Origin of the sequence: Thalassospira sp. MCCC 1A02898 (assembly GCF_001618185.1) — a bacterium.
GTDB lineage: Bacteria > Pseudomonadota > Alphaproteobacteria > Rhodospirillales > Thalassospiraceae > Thalassospira > Thalassospira tepidiphila.
On the sequence record NZ_LPXK01000001.1, the window covers coordinates 790,140 to 808,782 of the forward strand.

Below are 18,643 nucleotides of genomic sequence, written 5' to 3' on the forward strand. Positions count from 1 at the left end.
AGAGGGGGGGAAGTCAGTGGGTGGCGTGCCGGGGAAGTCGAAGATCGTTGGTGCAATCAGCTCAGTCCAAGATGCTTGGCGTGGAAGCGGATATGATCTTCGATAAAGGTCGAGATGAAATAGTAGCTGTGGTCATAGCCATCCTGAATGCGGATGGTGACCGGGTAGTTTGATGTCTTGGCCGCGGCTTCAAGCACTTCGGGCTTAAGCTGCTCTGCCAAAAAGCCATCTGCACCGCCCTGATCGACAAGGGCCGGGGTCTGAGCATCGGGCGCACTTGCGGCCTTCATCAGTTCCGAACTGTCCCAGTCTTTCCAGGCTGATTTGTCATCACCGAGATAATTGCCAAGCGCCTTCTGGCCCCACGGACAATTGATCGGGTTGGAAATCGGTGCGAAGGCGGTGACGGATTTAAACGTGCCCGGATTGCGCAGTGCAATCATCAGCGCCCCATGACCGCCCATGGAATGACCGGAAATCACCGCATCATCATTGACCGGGAAGTGATCCTTGATGAGGGCTGGCAGTTCCTTGGTCACGTAATCATACATGCGATAATTGCGCGCCCACGGTTCCTGCGTGGCATTGACGTAAAAGCCCGCACCCTTGCCGAAATCATACGCCTCGTTCTCGTCATCGGGCACATGATCGCCGCGCGGGCTGGTGTCCGGGGCGACGATGGCGATGCCCAGCTCGGCGGCAATGCGAAATGCACCGGCCTTCTGCATGAAGTTTTCATCCGTGCAAGTCAGGCCCGACAGCCAGTACATGACCGGGACCTTGGTGCCATTGCTGGCCTGTGGCGGCAGAAAGATAGCAAAACGCATGTCGCAGCCAAGGGTGGTTGACGGGTGGGTATATTGCTTTTGCCAGCCACCAAAGACCTTGTTGCTTGAAGAATTCTCGATACCCATATCGGGGCCTCCTTCTGATCAGCCACCGCCGGATGGTTTCCGGCAGTGGCGCAATTATTCAAACGTTTATATTTCGATCAGTAATGGATAACCGAACGGATGCTTTCGCCTTCATGCATCAGATCGAACGCTTCGTTGATGTCTTCGAGCTTCATGGTGTGGGTGATGAAGTCCGAAAGCTTGAACTCACCGGCAAGGTAACGTTCAACATAATCGGGCAGCTGCGAGCGGCCTTTAACGCCTCCAAACGCCGTGCCGCGCCAGACGCGACCGGTGACCAGCTGGAACGGACGGGTAGAGATTTCCTGACCGGCACCGGCAACACCGATGATGACCGACTCACCCCAGCCCTTGTGGCAGCACTCAAGGGCGGAACGCATGACATTGACATTGCCGATGCACTCGAACGACCAGTCAACACCACCGTCGGTCAGCTCGACAATGACTTCCTGGATCGGCTTGTCATACTTTTTCGGGTTGATGCAATCGGTCGCGCCCAGCTTCTTGGCGAGATCGAATTTCTTTTCGTTGAGATCGATGGCAACGATGCGACCGGCACCGGCCATCTGCGCGCCGATGATGGCCGAAAGACCGATGCCGCCAAGGCCAAAGACGGCCACAGAGTCACCCTTTTGCACCTTGGCCGCGTTAACCGTGGCCCCCATGCCGGTGGTGACCCCGCAACCCAGCAGGCAAACTTCTTCAAGCGGGGCGGTTTTGTTGATTTTTGCCAGCGAGATTTCCGGCAATACAGTGTATTCCGAGAAGGTCGAGCAACCCATATAGTGATAGATCGGCTTGCCATTCTGCGAGAAACGTGTGGTGCCGTCCGGCATCAGGCCCTTGCCCTGGGTTTCGCGGATTTTCTGGCACAGGTTGGTTTTGCCCGATTTGCAGAATTTGCACTCGCCGCATTCCGGGGTGTAAAGCGGGATCACGTGATCGCCAACCGAAACGCTGGTCACACCTTCGCCGATGGACTCAACGATGCCGCCGCCCTCATGGCCAAGGATCGCCGGGAAGATGCCCTCGGGATCGTCGCCCGACAGGGTGAAGGCATCGGTGTGGCAAACGCCGCTTGCAACGATCTTGACGCGCACTTCGCCGGCTTTTGGCGGGGCGACCTGAACTTCTTCGATCGACAGCGGTTTGCCTGCTTCCCAGGCGATGGCGGCTTTACAGGTAATGGTCTCGGCGCTCATGACGCTACTCCGGTGGTTTGATGTGGATGCCAACAGTCTATTTATTTCCCTTGATGTGATAATCCGCTATTTTGGTAATTCACTTTTACGTATGTGTAACAATCGAGGCGGGGTCGGGGCATGAATGCCTGGGACGGGATCAGCGAATTTATCGCCGTGGCCGAGCGGCAGAATTTCACCCATGCCGCCAGGCAGCTTGGCATTTCCGTCGCCCAGGTCAGCCGACAGGTCACAGCACTTGAAGAAAAGCTCGGCACGCAATTGTTTTACCGTACCACGCGCAAGGTCAGTGTGACCGAGGCCGGGCAGATTTACTATCAGCATTGCCGACAATTGCTCGACGGGCTGGATGAGGCAGAGCGCGCGATTGGTAACCTGACAGAAGTGCCGCGCGGCAAGCTGAAACTCACCGCGCCGACGACGTACGGCGAAACCGTGATCGCCCCGCTGGTCAATGATTTCGTCACCCGCTATCCCGATCTTGAAGTGCAATGCCGCTTTACCAACCAGAAGCTTGATCTGGTACTGGAAGGCTACGACATGGCCATCCGTCTGGGTCGGTTGGAAGGAACGACCGGCAGCTTGATGACCCAGCAGCTTTCAACGCGCCGCCTTTATGCCTGTGCCGCACCCAGCTACATCGCCAAACGTGGTGAGCCCTATTCGCTTTCGGAACTGCATCACCATAATTGTCTGGTCGGAACACTCGATTACTGGCGTTTTGAAGAGGACGGTCGCGAACGCACCGTGCGCATTCATGGCTCTATCCATGCCAATAGCGGGCAAGCGCTTCTGGATGCAGCGCGCAAAGGCATCGGCATCGTGCAATTGCCCGACTATTACGTCGATCCGTGGATTGCCAGTGGCGATCTCGTTCCGGTGCTTACCAAATACCAGCCATCCGATGAAGGCATCTGGGCAATCTACCCAACCAACCGGCATCTGAGCCCCAAGATCCGCATGCTGGTGGAGCATTTGGGAAGGTATTTGGGGTAGGGTGCGACCGATAAAAATAAACCAAATACGATAGTGTTTTGCATTGTATTTATCTCAAAAGGTGCAATCCTTGACGCAAGACCGGTTGAATTTCGTATTCTGTGGAAGCTGTGTCAGGGGGAATTTCCATGATAAATCGTCGTTGTGTTGTCGTTTCGGGAATATTGTTTTCTCTTTTTGCCATGACGGGGTGCCAGACATGGCAAACGGTGTACGAAGACGATTACAGTTACCCCGCCGCAAAGCCTTTTAATGCGAAGTTCAATACTTGGTTCTGGCGTGAGGATGCGACAGGAACCCATGTTTTCAATTACATCGACACGCCCGGGAATGCAGGTCCTGACAAGAAAGGGTGTTTTGCTGATGCGCCTTGCGTCAAGCTAACCGCGCCCGTGTACGTGCAATCCGGTAATACAAAACCGCCCTATATCAATGCGGAGATGTATAACAATTCATGTGCGCGACAAGGGCCAGGGCATCCAGATAAGCAGCCATATGATCGATTGCTTGATCCAGTAAATCCGCTTTTGCAGTCGATAACGTTTATTCAGCCGGCCGAAATGCATGCCAATATCAAGAAATATTGTGATCTGCCCTATCCTTACCGCCCGGTTGAAGGTGTAGCGAAGCAGGGGCCTTTTGCCGAGGACTCGTGGAACACAACAACCAAAACCAATATCGCGCACAACTATCTAGCGTTGATCGCAGATAAAGAGGCTCTTTGGAAATGGTATCGCGACATCGGATTCAACAACATTTATCTGGCGAATGATGTGGTCTCAAGCCGGATTGTTGCAAATGTTCGTGCAGATGGCACGGATGGTGGCAGCAGAGGTTGGGGCTATTGGAATACCACGATGAATCCATTGGTGATGCAATTCGCATGGTTCATGGAGGTCACCACAGAGAAAAAACCACCCAGCTCCGGATTTGACAATAACGTTTGGATGATGACTGTGCGTGGAGGTTCGAGCTTGGACTTTTGCCTGACTCCACTTAACCCTGAAAAATACAGCATCTACGATTGGCATCAGTACAGTATCGAATGGACAAGCAAGTCTGTGCAGTATTTTGTCGATGATGTGCTGGTGGCAGATCACCGGAAATACATTCCCGATATTGGGCTTGCGTTTCATAACTGGGTGGATAATCGCAACTACGGAAAATATGGACCGCCAAACTACCCACTTAAAACACCCAAGACCAACCTGATCAATCAGTTTGCCGTCTATGAGCAGAAGCCAACCGGTCAACAAAGCTTATCGCCGGTAAGTGTCAACGGGACCACATGTGGCAGTGTTCCCTTTGATAAAGACATCAATGAAATCGAAAAGCTGATTAAAATGATCATAGAAGCCTATGAGTAGAAGGGCTTCTACCGAGGCCTAAATATCTGGTCTTTCTCAATCACAAATGCTGATCAAGTGCGTCATATAAGGCCGCAAAAGTTTTCAGGATTTGATGAGGTGAGAAATGTCACAATGCACAGGGTCGAACGGCGATCTTTGGGAAGTCTATGAAGCAAAGGATGGCTGGCGTTGGCGGCGTACGGCCAAGAATGGCGAGATTGTTGGTGCGTCGACGCAGGGCTATTCGAAGAAGTCTGATTGCATCGCCAATGCCAAACGTCCGGCGTGTGATTGTGACCTGAGCTAGGTCGAGATCATCCGGCGCAAACAAAAAGCCCCGCAGCCTGTGCCAGCGGGGCTTTAGTGTTTTGGGATGCGCTTGATGTTACTGCGCGGTCCAGCCGCCATCAACCGAAAGGTGCGTGCCAGTCATCTGTGATGCCGCGTCGGAGCACAGGAACAGGGCGGTCTGGCCGATCTGTTCGGGGCTTACGAACTGTTTGGACGGGTGTTTGTCCGAGACAAGTCGGGTTGCGGATTCTTCAACCGAGATATTGTTTTCCTTGGCACGTGCCTCGATCTGGCGTTCGACCAGTTCGGTGCGCACCCAGCCCGGGCAGATCGCATTGGCCGTGATGCCGGTTTCAGCCGTTTCAAGGGCTGTCACCTTGGTCAATCCGATCACGCCATGTTTGGCGGCAACATAGGCGGCCTTCTGGACCGAGGCGACAAGGCCATGGGCCGATGCCGTATTGATGATGCGGCCCCAGTTTTTCTTGCGCATATAGGGCACTGCAAGGCGGGTGGTGTGGAAGACCGATGACAGGTTGATCGCAATCACCGCATCCCACTTTTCCGGCGGGAAATCTTCGACATTGGCGGTGTATTGAATGCCGGCATTGTTGATCAGGATGTCCACGCCGCCAAATTTGGCTTCCGCGTCTTTCATCATCGCTTCGATCTGATCGGGTTTGGACAGGTCGGCACCGTTATAGTGCGCGGTGACGCCGTGTTCGGTTTCAAGAGCTTTGCGGGTCGCCTCGATTTCATCGGCGTCGCCAAAGCCATTGAGCATCACATCAGCGCCAGCGCCTGCAAGGGCCTTGGCCATGGCAAGGCCGATCCCGCTGGTCGAACCGGTGACGAGTGCGCGTTTACCTGTCAGCATTTTGTCTTCTCCCTGTGAAATGGGCTTTCTGCCCTTTGATTTAGGAAGATCATGCCGCAGTGCAATGTAAGTGGCAAGAAATGCTGTTGTCGGGCAGATGGCTTTTTAGGTGCCAATTCCGTATTTGCGCAGCTTGTTGGCGATCGAGGTATGCGAAACGCCAAGCCGTTTGGCGAGCTTGCGCGAACTTGGATAATCCGGATAGAGGCGGGACAGCATTTCCCGTTCAAGCAATTCCATGCCGCTATTGAAATCACTTTGTGCCAAGGCGTTTGCGATCAGATCGGATTGCTCTGTGTTGGACGTCGGGGAAGCCTCGCCGCTGTCCGGCGCGCCGTGAGCCTGTCGGGTTTCTCGTTCGGGTGTCGTGGCCGTGCCGGTGGCGGCATCTGCCAGATCACGTGCGCCAAGGACATTGCCATCAAGCAGTGCGACGGCGCGAAACAGGGTGTTTTCAAGTTCGCGCACATTGCCCGGCCAGTCGTGACGGCAAAGCCATTCAAGCCCATCGCGGGCAAGGCGCGGTGGTGTTCGTTCGGTCTGCTGGGCGGTACGGTCGATGAAAACGGCGGCAAGATCGGCAATGTCTTCGACCCGGTCGCGCAAGGGCGGCAGGGTGATGCCCAGAACATTGAGGCGGAAATAAAGATCTTCGCGAAACGTGCCGTCATGGGACATCGCCTCGAGGTCGCGGTTGGTGGCGCTGATAACCCGGACATCGACGGTGATTTCGTCCGTCCCGCCGACGCGCCGGAACCGGCCATCCTGGAGCACGCGCAAAAGTTTGGCTTGTAGATAGGGGGTCAGTTCGCCAATTTCATCGAGAAACAAGGTGCCGCCATCGGCCAGTTCCAGAAGCCCCGGCTTGCCGCCGCGCCGTGCACTGGTAAAGGCACCGGCGGCATACCCAAACAGTTCGCTTTCAGCGAGGCCCTCGGGCATGGCAGCGCAATTAAGAGCCAGAAACGGTTGATCAGCGCGCGCACTTGCACGGTGGCAGGCGCGGGCAAACAGTTCCTTGCCGGTGCCGGTTTCGCCAAGGATCAGGATCGGGGCATCGATGGCCGCAAGCCGTTCAGCCTGTGATTTGACTCGCAGCATGGCCCGGCTGGTGCCGATAATGTCGTCAAATCCGGTGTGGCTGCGATCCTGAAGGGCGGTGATGACGCGGCCCAGCCGTGCCGGTCGGTGAAAGACCATCACCCCGCCCCAGGGCGCATCATCGCTGGCGTCCGATCCATCATCAACATGACCGATCGGTTCGACCTGCAAAAGATAGGTCTGGCCACCCAAAACCACTTCGCGTTCCGGCAGGCGAAAACCACCTTGGCGCAAATCTTCAATAGATGGTTCGCCAAGTATGCTGGATATATCCTGATCACGCAGAGGTTTTTCAGGGGTGGCTGAAATTGCCTGTGCCGCCGGATTGGCCTGTGCAATCAAACCATTGGCATCAACCGCGATCACCGGATCACCAAGGGCGGCAAGCGTTGCATGCAACTGTGCGCGGCGGCGTTCGGTTGGCAGGCGGTCGATTTCGGCAATGTCGAAAATGCCGGGGATTTTCTTCAATGCGCTCGCCAGTGCCGGGAAGCGTTCCGGGCGAATGGCCGGGATATCGGCATAGATATGATGGGTGGTGACTTCGAATGTGCGGATGTCCAGGCCCTGATCGGTCAGGACGTTGATGACGTCGCGCGTAATGCCGAGCCTGTTTTCACCGCGAATTTCGAACCGCATATCCGTACCGATAAGTTTACATTGTATCGATAAATGTACAGTCTTAAGCGACTGAAATCCAGCGTCTTTGCGCTTTTCTGTAATGATAAGCGTCTGTGTGTAAACTAATATTTACACACAAAAGAGAACCGATTTCCGTAAGCCTTTGAAAACAAGCGATTTTTAAGTCTGGCATGGTGATTGCGGCTGACGGTGCAGAATAAACGCATTTCGAGGAGCCTTCCGATGTCTGCCCATAACAAACACAACGCATCCAAGCACAATTCTGGCAAAACCGGCTTTGCTACCCGTGCGATCCATCACGGTTACGATCCGCAAAGCCACAATGGCGCGCTGAACCAGCCGGTTTACATGTCTTCGACCTTTGCGTTCGAAACAGCCGAGCAGGGCGGGCGGTTCTTTGCTGGCGACGAGCAGGGCTTTATCTATTCCCGTATTGCCAACCCGACACTGGATCTTCTCGAAAAGCGCCTTGCGGTGCTTGAGGGCGGTGAAGCCGCCGTTGCGACCGCATCGGGTATGGGCGCGATTACATCCGTCTTCTGGACCTTTATCGCGCCGGGCGACGAGATCATTGTTGATCGCACGTTATATGGCTGCACGTTTGCCTATTTCCGCCACGGTCTGGAAAAATTCGGCATCAAACACACCCACGTCGATCTGACCGATCCGGCAGAGCTGGAAAAGGCGATCTCGGACAAGACCAAGATTGTCTATTTCGAAACGCCGGCCAACCCGAACATGCGTTTGGTCGATATCGAAGCGATTTCCGACATCGCGCACAAGCATGGTGCCAAGGTCGTTGTCGACAACACCTATTGCACGCCGTATCTGCAGCGCCCGATTGAACTCGGTGCTGATATCGTTGTGCATTCCGCGACCAAATATCTGGGTGGCCATGGCGATCTGATGGCCGGTGCCGTGATCGGAACACTTGAAGACATGACGCAGGTGCGCTTGGTGGGGCTTAAGGATATGACCGGTGCGGTGCTTTCCGCGCAGGATGCCAACCTTGTGATGCGTGGCCTTAAAACGCTTGAGCTTCGCATGGAACGCCATTGCGACAACGCCGAAAAAATCGCCGATTTCCTGGACAAGCACCCGAAGGTCGAGAAGGTCTTCTATCCGGGGCTTGAAAGCGACCCGCATCATAAACTGGCCAAAAAACAGATGGACCGGTTTGGCGGCATGATCGCGTTCGAGCTTAAGGGCGGGATCGAGGAAGGCCGTAAACTGATGAACGGCCTTAACATGATTACGCGTGCGGTCAGCCTTGGCGATGCCGAAACCCTGATCCAGCATCCGGCATCGATGACCCACTCGACCTACACCGCCGAAGAACGTGCCGAGTATCAGATCACCGATGGTCTGATCCGCCTGTCGGCCGGGCTTGAAAGCATCGATGACATTCTGGCCGATCTGTCGAATGCGCTGGATGGTGATCAGATGGCGATTGCCGCCGAGTAACGGCAAATCAACTGCGGATCGGGATGGACGAGTGCTATCCCGGTCTGTTGTTTTCACCCGTCACTAGTCAAACAGACTGTATTGAGCCATTGCCTCGCGCGATCGGTCTGACAGGTGTTTATTCTCGATCCGCATGACTTTCAGGTTATGCAGATTAATCTGTGAGAATGACGGTGCGGTATCGCGATGGGTTTTCAAAAGATCCAGCATCATGCCGTTTGAAAAGGCGCGCTTAAGACCGGTTTCGATGATGTCGTGCAGTTCCGGATTTTTGGGGCTGACAAAGAAATAGATCGGTTGCGGGTAATAAAGCGCTGTTTTTTCCGCAATTTCGATGCCGGGTGCTTCCCACTTCATCCAGTTCCATTCGCCGGCAATCTGCCAATAGGCACGTGGATAAAGATCAAATCGCCTTGCGTCGAGCATACGATGAAGCGTTCTGTAACGTCCGCTAACGACGTCAAAGCCGTTATCGATCAAAATCTCATTGTCTGGCCATCCAAGTCCCTGACCCATGGAAAGTTTCCTGAGGTCGTCAATCGTCTCAATCTGACTGAACGGTTCTTTGAGGTCTTTATGCAGCATGAAGAGCCGCAAGCCGGTGGTGCCAAGATAAATTGGGATATAGACCGCAAGCAGCCTTTCTTCGCGCTCTGCATTGGTGCCAAAGAAAACCGTGTCGAACTGGTCGGCAGCTTCGAGCATGGGAATGCGCCGGTCTTCTGTCGGGTAATCCATGCATACCGGCACAAGGGTAGCTTTGTGCCCGCTCAGTCTCAGGGCCAATCGCAACAGATCGATGTGATATTCCCGGTGTGCTTCCCAGGTGATCTCGCCGCGGCAAAATTCCGATGGCGTATCCATCGGGATGCGCACGACGCGTGGATCATTGGAGGATGCCGACTGCGCATGGGCGGGGATGTTACTAAACAGGCACGCAGTGAAGATCATCAGGCAAAGAAATTGTCGGGCAACATCTTTGATGGCTGTGAACCGGTTGGCCACAGAGGATAATACGCCTCGAATTGCTCCGATCCGGACTGTCATCGGAATAGAATAACTTTGGTCAGGGAAAGAGATCTTAACGAGAGAAAGTTTGGCAATTTCGACGTCACCGGAAGCGAACTTTAGGAGAGGCGGTATCTATATATCAGTATAAGATATTTCTGTGCAAAGAGTTTGAGCCGGGGTTGCACCCAGGCCGCAGTCTTCCACCCGGCGCTGATCGAATTTGGCGGTCTTCCGGGTTTGATCGACTCGCACGGGAATAGGGGCGCGGCAGTGATTTTTCGGATTTTTTGCTGGAACGGAAATTCGAGAGTTTCCCTGTGATCGTCGCAGCTGATTCCAACATTTCAGTGAAATTGCCGAATCTTGTGTGAATTGCCGGACCGCCATCTTGATTTCCGCGACGTGCCCCTAAAAATCGGCATTGTGGTGCCGAATTATTGAGACGCCCGACGACATCGCATGAAACCCGCAATATCGGATAAAAAAGAAAGCAATCAGGAAATGTCAGTACAGGAAAGCGCACCGGAAATCGGTGAAATCATCGAAGCAAGCAGCACGGCCGATATCAATGCCAAGGACCTTGAGATGCTTGGTCTGCTTGAAAAGAAAGTGCGCTGGCTGTCAAGCTGGACAATCCATAATGCCAACCATCTGCGCCCGAAGCGCGACGGCATCAAGGTTGGCGGCCATCAGGCCAGTTGTGCGTCGATGACGACCCTGATGACAGCCCTTTATTTCAATGTTCTGCGCCCGCAGGATCGGGTTGCGGTCAAACCGCACGCAAGCCCGGTATTTCATGCGATCAATTACCTGTTTGGTCGTCAAACCAAGGAAAAGCTCGAAGCATTCCGCTCGTTCGGTGGGGCGCAATCCTATCCGTCACGGACCAAGGATGGTGATCAGGTCGATTTCTCGACCGGCTCCGTCGGCCTTGGTGCGGCGGTGACGAACTTTGCCGCCCTTACGCAAGATTACCTGCGCTACAAGGACATGCTGCCCAAGGATGAAACGCCCGGTCGCATGGTCGCCCTTGTCGGGGATGCCGAACTTGATGAAGGCAACATCTATGAGGCGCTGCTTGATACCTGGAAGCATGACATTCGCAATGTCTGGTGGGTGATCGATTATAACCGCCAAAGCCTTGATGGCATGATTGATGCCCACCTGTTCCGCGTGATTGGCCGGTTCTTCCGCGCGGTCGGCTGGAACGTCATTACCATCAAATATGGTCGCAAGCTGCATGATGCCTTTGCCAAACCGGGCGGGAAATCGCTTAAGAAGTGGCTGAATGACGTTCCCAACGACATCTATTCGGCCCTTACCTTCCAGGGTGGGGCGGCATGGCGCAAACAGATCACCTCGGACATGGAAGGTGACAATGCACTGGCAAGCCTGCTGGGCGACTATGACGATGATCAGCTTCATGACCTGATGACCAATCTGGGTGGCCACTGCATGGAAGCGGTTCTAAGCGCCTTTGAGTCTGTACCCAATGACAAGCCGACCGTGTTTATTGCCTATACCGTCAAGGGTTATGGCACGCCGCTTCAGGGGCACAAGGACAACCATGCGGGCCTGATGAACGTGCCGCAAATGGATGCCTTCAAGCTGCAAAACAAGATCGCCGACGGGCAGGAATGGGATGTCGCGGCTGGCCTTGATATCAGTGCCGATGCGCTTCGCGACTACATCGCCAGGGCACCGTTTAACGATGATGCCCCGCGCAACAAGTCGGCAAAACACATCACCATCCCCGAAATGCCCTATGCACGTGCCGAAACGTCCAGCACGCAGGAAGTTTTTGGCAAGATTTTGAATGAACTGGCCAAGATGAAGGACAGCGACCTGTCGGACCGGATCGTGACCACATCGCCCGATGTGACGGTCTCGACCAACCTTGGCGGGTTTGTGAACCAGCGCGGTCTGTTTGGCCGCGAAGAGCTGGCTGATGAGTTCAAGGAACGCAAGGTCCCCTCGGCCCAGAAATGGATCAGATCACCAAGCGGACAGCATGTCGAGCTTGGCATTGCCGAAAACAACCTGTTCCTCAACCTTGCTGCCCTTGGACTGTCGCACAGCCTGTTTGGGCAGCGCCTGTTCCCGATTGGAACGCTTTATGATCCGTTCATTGCGCGCGGTCTCGATGCGTTGAATTACGCCTGCTATCAGGATGCACGTTTCATGGTGGTGGCAACACCAAGCGGCATCACGCTGGCCCCGGAAGGCGGGGCGCACCAGTCGATCAGCACGCCAATGATCGGTATGGGGCAGCCGGGCCTGACCAGTTTTGAGCCAAGCTTTGGCGATGAACTGGCCGCGATCATGGGCTGGTCGTTTGAACATATGCAGGACCCGGCTGGTGGGTCGATTTACCTGCGTTTGTCGACCAAACCGCTGTCACAGCCGGAACGTGACCTGTCAGAATCAGAAAAGACCGAAATTATTTCGGGTGGCTATTGGTTGCGTCAGCCGGGCGACGATTGCAAGATGGCGATTGCCTATTGCGGTGCCATGGCACCCGAAGCAATTGCGGCGTGGGAAAAGCTGTCTGAAGATCATCCGGGGCTTGGCCTGCTTGCCGTGACGTCGACCGATCGCCTGTATAACGAATGGCAGGATCTTGAACGTGCCCGCCTTGAAGGCAAGGCGGATGGTAAAATGGCCCATGTCGAAAACCTGTTGAAACCACTGGCATCGGATGCCCGCCTTGTCACGGTGGTTGATGGTCATCCGGCCGCCCTTGCATGGCTGGGTGGTGTACGCGGTCACGCGGTTGCGCCGCTGGGTGTGAATGCCTTTGGCCAGTGCGGGGACAGCATCGCGCTTTATGATCACTATCAGATCGGCACGGATGCGATCCTGCGTGCGGCGAAACGCTGGGACTGATAGGGCATGCTTGAGGTTCGAAAGGGAGGGTGCTTTGCCCTCCCTTTTTTCATGTCTGGGTCGACCACTTGGAGTGGTCCGGCAGTTGACGCAATGTCGGATTGTAAGTACGAGAACTGTTCGCAATTTATAAAAATTAAAATCGGTTCAGTGTGTGTAACCCCGAGCCGGGCAGTGAAACGTTCTTATGAAAAACAGAAGTCTTAAAGGGCTTTATCCGGCGATGCCGTTTGGCACACCGATTGAGGCCACGCGCGCCGGCGGCGGGGCCCTGATTGGACTGGGGCTGGCGGGTTTTTTGCTGTCACTACCCGAGTTGCAAGGCGCAGGTCTTTATCTGATTGCGCCATTCGGTGCGACATCCGTCTTGTTGTTCGCAGTACCCAACAGTCCGCTTGCGCAACCATGGTCCGCGATTGTTGGCAATAGTGTTGCCGCACTTGCCGGGGTGGCTGTGTGCCTGATGGTTGATGACCCTGTGCTTCGCGTTGCGTTGGCGGTTGGACTGGGTATTTCTGCGATGATTGTCGCACGGGCGGTTCATCCGCCTGGTGGTGCGGTTGCGATGGTCGCCGCCCTGAACCCGGATATGGTCGCCGATCTCGGCTTTCGCTTCGCCGTGACGCCGGTTGCTGTTGTGACAGCCATTCTGGTTCTGGTTGCAATTGCCTATGCCCGCTTGACCGGGCGCACATATCCATTCCGCCATTTCGATGACAAAGGTTTGCATCGGACAGCAGATCGTGCACCAATCGAACGGCTTGGCCTTGATGAGGATGAGCTAAACGCGATCCTTCAGCAATATAGCCAGTCGCTTAACCTTGGTATTGAAGACCTGGCGCGGTTGATTGGCGCGGCCGAATTACAGGCGGCATCCCACCGTGCCGGGCCAATGACCGCACGCGATATCATGTCGCGCGATCTTGTGACTGTTGAGGCGGAAACACCCCTTGGCGAGGTGGCCGACCTTTTTCGCAAGCATGGCTTTACCTCCCTGCCAGTGATTGGCGCGGACGGCCAGTTCATTGGTGTGATCTTTCAAATTCATCTGATCCGCCGCGCACGAGAGGATGCATTGCGTCTGGATCGTGGGTTGTTATCGGCGATGTCGCGTCTGGTTGATCGCAAGCGTGAAGCGCCTGTCCGGGCGATGGAAATCATGTCTGTCACGGAACCACGTGCCACGCCTGATACACCAATTGCGGCGTTGCTACCGCTGATGGCGGATGGCGCATGTGATGCCGTTCCTGTTCTTGATTATGGAAAAATCATTGGCATTGTGACCCGAACTGATTTGATCGCCGCCATGGCCCATGCAAGCATTACTGCCGATTGAGTTGCCCACAAAACTGGAAAAGCCCGATGACTGAGACTGTTACACTGACAATCGAAGAGGCTGAAAAGCTAAGCCTTGCCGTGCTGGAGGACAATGGCTTTGGCGAAGAACATGCAGGTGCCATCATGCGCAGCGTGGTTGCCGCCCAGATTGATGAGTGCCATTCGCATGGACTTTATCGTCTGATGGGTTGTGTGCAGACCGCGCGGAATGGCGGGCTTGATACCCATGTTCTGCCGGAAATTATCGATCAGGCGCCGGCCATTACGCGGGTCAATGCGCACAAGGGATGCTCGCTTCTGGGTTTTGAAATGGGCTTGCCGCAGCTTGTTGAAAAGGCGCGACACTGTGGGATTTCGGTTCTGGCGATCAATAACTGTTTCCATTTTTCAGCGTTGTGGCCGGAAGTCGAGCAGATTTCTGCCCACGGTCTGGTCGGGATGGCGATGACACCGACCCATGCCTTTGTCGCGCCAGCAGGCGGAGCCAAGCCGCTCCTGGGCACCAACCCGATTGCCTTTTCATGGCCGCGTCCGGGCAAAACGCCCTACACGTTTGATTTTGCCACCAGCATGATCGCGCGCGGCGAAATCGAATTGCACCGTCGCGCGGGCAGGCCAATTCCCGAAGGCTGGGCGATTGATGAAAATGGTCATCCCACCACCGATCCGACCAAGGCGCTTGAAGGGGCGATGCTGACCTTTGGCGGGCACAAGGGATCAGCACTTTCGACCATGATCGGTTTGATGGCGGGGCCGTTGATCGGTGATGTGCTGGGACATGAAACCCATGCCGCATCCGAAGATGCGCCGGGTAAGCCGCATCATGGGGAAATCATCATCGCCTTTTGTCCGGAAACATTCCTTGGTGCTGATGCGCAAAAGCATCTTGATCACGCCGAAGACTTGTTTGAGGAGATCGTCAAACAGGGCGCGCGCCTGCCATCGCAACGCCGGTTTGAGGCCCGCGAACGCAGTCAGACAAACGGGGTGACGATCCCCAAGGCCCTGCATGACGAGCTGTTGGCCTTGACGGAGCAACAATAATACTGGGCGTTATGCTTGGATCAGATTTTATGACCCAATCTTTTTTCAAGGGGTACGCCGTGATGGGCTTGCAATGTCCCCAATTGTCGTACAACTCACGCAGCATGCATCCAAAAGCGAGATTTGATGCAATGTGAGCTGGAAGGGCGTTGGTCATGGAATATCTGATGTTGCTCGGCGGTTTGGCCGGGCTTTTCTTTGGCGGGGAGTCTCTGGTGCGCGGTAGCGTCGGGATCGCCCGCAAACTTTCCATGTCATCGCTTCTGATCGGTTTGACCGTGGTCGGTTTCGGGACATCGACGCCGGAACTTCTTGTCTCCATGGATGCGGCATTGCGTGGTGTGCCGGATATCGCGCTTGGCAACGTTATCGGGTCCAACATTGCCAATATCTTGCTGATTGTTGGTGTTTCTGCCGTGGTTTGGCCAATTGCGGTATCTGGCGGCACGCTTGGTCGTGACACCGCTGTGATGCTTGGTGCTGCTGTCGTGCTGGTGCCGTTCTTTGCGCTTGGTGACCTTGGCCGTGTCGCTGGTGGGCTTATGTTTGCGGCATTGATTGGTTATCTGGTGTTTGCCTATCGCCAGTCGCGTTCGGAACCCGCGTCATCGACGGATCTGCCCGAGGCAGTTTCAAATGTTTGGCTGTCAATTGTCTGGGTTGTCGCGGGGCTGGCCATGCTGATGGTTGGTGCCCATTACCTTGTCGAAGGGGCGGTGACCATCGCGCGCACCTTTGGGGTTTCCGAAGCCTTTATCGGGCTTACGATTGTTGCGGTTGGTACGTCCTTGCCAGAGCTCGCGACATCGCTGATTGCTGCATTGAAAAAGCAATCCGAAATCGCGATTGGCAATATTATTGGGTCGAACATTTTCAACATCCTGGGGATTCTCGGCCTGACGGCGGTCGTGTCGCCGATTCCGGTCGCGGACCGGTTCCTGATGTTTGACCTTCCGGTGATGATTGCGGTTTCGATTGGTCTGACGCTGATGCTTCGCCGTCCACAAATTGGCCGGATACCCGGCATCATCATGCTGGTGCTGTATGCCGGTTACGTCTGGGCGGCACAGTAAGGATTGTCGGCGCAGGGCAGGCTGTTTGGCGGATTTCCTAGAAAAACGCCTGCTTTATGCCATCAATGATGAACTGGACCGCGAGGGCGGCCAAGATCATACCAAGCAGGCGTGATACCACGGTGGCAACGGTCGGGCTGAGGCGTTTGGCAACCACGTTTGCCAGCAGGAAGAAGACAAAGGCGATCACCATCACGACGGCGACCACGCCAATGACGCTGGCCTGCATGGCGATATTGTCTTCGAACTTGCCCATCAGAAGCATCACGGATGCGATGGCACCGGGGCCAGACAGGAACGGGATCGACATCGGGAAGATCGAGACATCATCGGCCTCGTCATCCGGGATGGTCGGGCCGTCCGCCGTTTTGGTGGCCGCGGTCTTGGTTTTGGCTTTGGCGGTCTTTCCGGCCTTGTCGGTGTCGTGATCTTCTTCGAGTTCCTGATGAACCTGTTCGGCGCGCTGGTTACGTTTCTGGCTGCGCTTTTCAAACAGCATTTCAAGTGCGATCAAAAACAACAACGTTCCCCCTGCAATCCGGAAGGCGGGCATATGGATGCCAAACACGCCCAGCAATCCCTCGCCGATCAGGGCAAAGGCCGCTAGGATAAAGAAACTGGTCAAGCAGGCACGGATCGCCATGCGCCGGCGGTGCGCAGCACTTGTGCCCTGCGTCAGGACGATGAAGACCGGCACCAGACCCAACGGGTCGATGATCACAAACAGCGTGACAAAGACCGGGATCAATTCGTTGAGCATATCAAGGCTTGGCATCGGTTCTTCCTGCTTTCGGCGATTGCGCGATGGATGCGTATATTGCGCCCATCTTCGCAGGTAAATGGTTAAATGGGCAGTTCTTTTGGGTGGGTTGGCAATGCAGGGCCTTATCGCCGTTTGCCGCGATTGCGTCCGTAACTCCCGGCACTTTCCGGCCAGTCGACATAATCAACCGGTTTCTTTCGCACCCATTTGACGAACTTGATGATATCGGGATGGGCAAGCAGCTTGTCGGGGCTGTTATAGTCGCGTGCAAGGGTGGCTTCATCAAACAGGCGATGGATCATGCGATGGCAAACGCGATGCAGCCATTCGGTTTCAGTCCCGCCCTGTGATTTCGGGTGCCAGTGATGGCGATCAACACTGGGACCTGCGATCATCGCCCGACCACAGATCGCGCATTTTCCAAGATCAGAACGATCAGAATTTCCCGGTATTGCCATGGTCGATTATTGCGGCGGCATTCGCCGGTTTTCAAAGAATTTCTGCCAGGTCCCGGGTTTGAGGGCGCGGAGCGCCTTGATCCGCGCCCCAACCGATGGATGGGTATCAAGCAGGCTTGGCGGCTGGGTGCTGCGATAGGGCACAAGGCCAAGACGTTTGCGGTTGATCTGATCGATATGCAGAAGGGCATCAATCATGTCCTCCGGGCCATTGAGCAAATCACTTGCCCCATGATCGGCGGCAAATTCGCGGTCGCGGGTGACCGCGCGCTGGAACAGGAAGCTGATGGTCGGCACCGCACCAAACAGGATAATCATCCAGGCGGGTGGATTAAAATCGCCAAAGATAAAGATCGCCAGCCCAAACAGCGCGATGGTCCATGTTGCCCGATACAGCACATCGGTAATCAGCAAAATACGGGTGTCGCCATGCCAGGCATGCGCCACTTCATGGGCCAAAATCGCGCGCATCTGGCGCGGGGAAAGGCCATGAACCGCATCGCTTGAAATCGCGATTGTGGTGTTGTCGTCCGTGCCGGTCGTGATGGCATTGACCCCCTTGCCGGGCAGCAGGAACAATTTTGGTTTGTGACCAAGTTCCGCGCGTTCGGAAAGTAGGCGGCTCATTTCATGGATGGCGGGATAATCTTCCCCCGACAGTGGACTGGCGCGCAGCATTTTCATCAGGATTTCTGGCGAGATCATTGGCGAAAGTACCAGCATCAGGGCAACCGCGATACCGGCCGAAATCATCATTGAAATCCCGCCCAGCATCCATGCGCAGGCGGCAAGCACCCCGATCATGCACGCCATCAGCCCGCCCGCGTGGGAGACTCCGCCGGGCTGAATGGCGAGAAACCGTTGAATGAAATCGGGAAGCTGCGGCGTATTGTCAGCCATTCGCGTTTTGCCTGTCAGGGTTCGGGTTGGGGGTCTTATCCAAAGATAGGGATGGTCACTGCAGATACGCAAATGCAACCTTTGGTACGGTCGGAAAAATTTATGTCAAACAATCGGTTGTTTGCATTGATCCAGCACAGGTTGTTAGCCACAAGACGCGGTTGAATTTCGAGGCCGGAATTTGGCAAGAATTGCGCGATGTGATTGCGCGGTAAGGCAATGAAATAAAGGGCTTTGCGGCGAAATCTTAACACATCCTTATATATTCGACTAGAATAGTGGGAGTATGCCATTGGCTAGGATACCCGTTGTGGCTTTGCCGCGCGGGTGGTTT

At 55.1% G+C, this 18,643-nt stretch carries 16 protein-coding genes; 8 read left to right on the forward strand and 8 right to left on the reverse strand.

Translation table 11 applies throughout. The annotated features are described in order from the left end of the window. Positions 1-56: 56 nt before the first annotated feature. Together fghA and AUQ41_RS03655 are read right to left on the reverse strand one after the other, a co-directional pair. Positions 57-914, reverse strand: a complete 858-nt coding sequence (gene fghA, locus AUQ41_RS03650; protein WP_063086777.1) for an S-formylglutathione hydrolase — start codon at positions 912-914, stop codon at positions 57-59. Between the two features lie 77 nt (positions 915-991). Beyond that, a complete protein-coding gene (locus AUQ41_RS03655; protein ID WP_063086778.1) occupies positions 992-2,116 on the reverse strand; it encodes an S-(hydroxymethyl)glutathione dehydrogenase/class III alcohol dehydrogenase in 1,125 nt (374 codons plus the stop codon). Positions 2,117-2,236: 120 nt separating this feature from the next. On the opposite strand from AUQ41_RS03655, the gene AUQ41_RS03660 reads away from it, so the two are divergent. From AUQ41_RS03660 to AUQ41_RS03670, 3 genes are all read left to right on the forward strand, one after another. Continuing rightward, positions 2,237-3,112, forward strand: coding sequence for a LysR substrate-binding domain-containing protein (locus tag AUQ41_RS03660; RefSeq protein WP_063086779.1), 876 nt, complete (start codon positions 2,237-2,239; stop codon positions 3,110-3,112). Positions 3,113-3,240: 128 nt separating this feature from the next. Further along, positions 3,241-4,479 (forward strand): family 16 glycosylhydrolase, encoded by a 1,239-nt coding sequence (locus tag AUQ41_RS03665; protein WP_143588677.1) that lies wholly within the window; start codon positions 3,241-3,243, stop codon positions 4,477-4,479. Positions 4,480-4,585: 106 nt separating this feature from the next. Beyond that, entirely contained in the window at positions 4,586-4,768 is a 183-nt protein-coding gene (locus AUQ41_RS03670) for a DUF1508 domain-containing protein (RefSeq protein WP_008888404.1), read from the forward strand. Between the two features lie 78 nt (positions 4,769-4,846). Here the strand turns inward: AUQ41_RS03670 and AUQ41_RS03675 are convergent, their stop codons facing one another. Both AUQ41_RS03675 and AUQ41_RS03680 read right to left on the reverse strand, forming a co-directional pair. Next, complete coding sequence (locus tag AUQ41_RS03675; protein WP_008888403.1) at positions 4,847-5,629, reverse strand: 3-hydroxybutyrate dehydrogenase; 783 nt, start codon at positions 5,627-5,629, stop codon at positions 4,847-4,849. A gap of 105 nt (positions 5,630-5,734) precedes the next feature. After that, on the reverse strand, positions 5,735-7,369 hold the full coding sequence (locus AUQ41_RS03680; RefSeq protein WP_063086781.1) for a sigma 54-interacting transcriptional regulator: 1,635 nt from the start codon (positions 7,367-7,369) through the stop codon (positions 5,735-5,737). A 225-nt stretch (positions 7,370-7,594) separates the two neighbouring features. Here AUQ41_RS03680 and AUQ41_RS03685 point away from each other — a divergent pair, with 225 nt between their 5' ends. After that, positions 7,595-8,836 carry a methionine gamma-lyase gene (locus AUQ41_RS03685; protein WP_063086782.1) on the forward strand — a complete coding sequence of 414 codons (1,242 nt, stop codon included), beginning with the start codon at positions 7,595-7,597 and terminating at the stop codon, positions 8,834-8,836. 63 nt (positions 8,837-8,899) lie between these two features. Here AUQ41_RS03685 and AUQ41_RS03690 read toward each other — a convergent pair whose 3' ends face one another. Then, the gene (locus AUQ41_RS03690; RefSeq protein WP_143588676.1) at positions 8,900-9,787 is read right to left on the reverse strand and encodes an ABC transporter substrate-binding protein; all 888 of its coding nucleotides are present in this window, start codon (positions 9,785-9,787) and stop codon (positions 8,900-8,902) included. Positions 9,788-10,348: 561 nt separating this feature from the next. Here AUQ41_RS03690 and AUQ41_RS03695 point away from each other — a divergent pair. The 4 genes from AUQ41_RS03695 (at position 10,349) to AUQ41_RS03710 (ending at position 16,188) form a co-directional block, all read left to right on the forward strand. After that, the gene (locus AUQ41_RS03695) at positions 10,349-12,733 is read left to right on the forward strand and encodes a transketolase (RefSeq protein WP_063086857.1); all 2,385 of its coding nucleotides are present in this window, start codon (positions 10,349-10,351) and stop codon (positions 12,731-12,733) included. A 187-nt stretch (positions 12,734-12,920) separates the two neighbouring features. Continuing rightward, positions 12,921-14,069: an HPP family protein gene (locus tag AUQ41_RS03700; protein ID WP_063086784.1), complete on the forward strand. Its 1,149-nt coding sequence runs from the start codon at positions 12,921-12,923 to the stop codon at positions 14,067-14,069. 26 nt (positions 14,070-14,095) lie between these two features. After that, positions 14,096-15,115, forward strand: coding sequence for an Ldh family oxidoreductase (locus tag AUQ41_RS03705; protein WP_063086785.1), 1,020 nt, complete (start codon positions 14,096-14,098; stop codon positions 15,113-15,115). Positions 15,116-15,270: 155 nt separating this feature from the next. Further along, a complete protein-coding gene (locus AUQ41_RS03710; protein ID WP_063086786.1) occupies positions 15,271-16,188 on the forward strand; it encodes a calcium/sodium antiporter in 918 nt (305 codons plus the stop codon). 37 nt (positions 16,189-16,225) lie between these two features. On the opposite strand, the gene AUQ41_RS03715 is transcribed toward AUQ41_RS03710, so the two are convergent. From AUQ41_RS03715 to AUQ41_RS03725, 3 genes are all read right to left on the reverse strand, one after another. Further along, complete coding sequence (locus AUQ41_RS03715; protein ID WP_063086787.1) at positions 16,226-16,963, reverse strand: MarC family protein; 738 nt, start codon at positions 16,961-16,963, stop codon at positions 16,226-16,228. Positions 16,964-17,073: 110 nt separating this feature from the next. Continuing rightward, entirely contained in the window at positions 17,074-17,409 is a 336-nt protein-coding gene (locus AUQ41_RS03720; RefSeq protein ID WP_232308301.1) for an HNH endonuclease, read from the reverse strand. 6 nt (positions 17,410-17,415) lie between these two features. After that, on the reverse strand, positions 17,416-18,309 hold the full coding sequence (locus AUQ41_RS03725; protein ID WP_063086788.1) for a M48 family metalloprotease: 894 nt from the start codon (positions 18,307-18,309) through the stop codon (positions 17,416-17,418). Positions 18,310-18,643: the final 334 nt, after the last annotated feature.